Consider the following 881-nt stretch of genomic DNA (forward strand, 5'->3'; position numbering starts at 1 on the left):
ATCCAAACCTTGCATCAGCGGCTCTGGCATCGGTTTGCGATTTTGCTTGTAGTCAGGAAGGATTTCAGCGCGCCAACCTCTATCTTGTTCATGGTGATCAAACACCGCGATGATATGTGTTGGTTTCGCTTCGGAAAGAATACGCGTAAGGGTTCGCTGAGTCGTCGTGATGGTTCTTGCGATGTCAGTTGGATCCGGCTGTGCAGAGTGCACACGGCGAATCAAGTTGAGGGCATCAATAATAACAAGATGAATAGACATAATGACTTAGCAATAAAAAAGGGGCGTAATGCCCCTAGTGTAACGAATGCAAGCCAGACTATCGACCACCAATTTATGGATGGGCAATTCGATAGCATGGTTCATAATCAGAACCGCCTGGCAATTTCATTCGATGCTGTTCAACGAAGTCTTGCAGTAGCTTGTCGAGCTTCTTCATCAGTACAGGATCGCCATGAATGGAAAATGGACCTTTGCATTCGATTTCGCGAATGCCCTCGGCTTTGACGTTACCTGCCACAATACCAGAGAAGGCTTTGCGTAAGTTAGCTGCCAGAACCTGAGGTTCTTGATCTAAGTTCAAATTCAACCCTTCCATTGATGTATGCGTTGGGTCAAATGGCAGTTGGAAATCCGGTTCGATTTTCAATGACCAGTTGAAGCTGTAAGCATCGCCTTTTTCTTTACGGTGAAGGCGTACATCTTCCATCGAGCGCTTCATGATACGTGCAACTTCTGCAGGATCATCAATGACGATTTGGTAGTGTTTTTGACCTTCTTCACCTAAGGTATCGCGAATAAACGCATCGATAGAACGGAAGTATTCTTCGCTCTCTTTTGGTCCGGTTAACACAATCGGCATCGGCTGATCAGCATTGTCT

The 881-nt window shown here is 46.0% G+C and carries 1 protein-coding gene and 1 pseudogene; both read right to left on the bottom strand.

The features are described 5' to 3' along the window. Positions 1-261: pseudogene (locus R8N47_RS24230) on the bottom strand (flap endonuclease Xni); the annotation flags it as partial. 73 nt (positions 262-334) lie between these two features. Further along, positions 335-881, bottom strand: a 547-nt coding sequence (locus tag R8N47_RS24235) for a pyrimidine/purine nucleotide monophosphate nucleosidase domain-containing protein (protein WP_318185981.1), incomplete at its 5' end; no start/stop codon positions are given.

Source organism: Vibrio sp. 2132-1, from assembly GCF_033344315.1.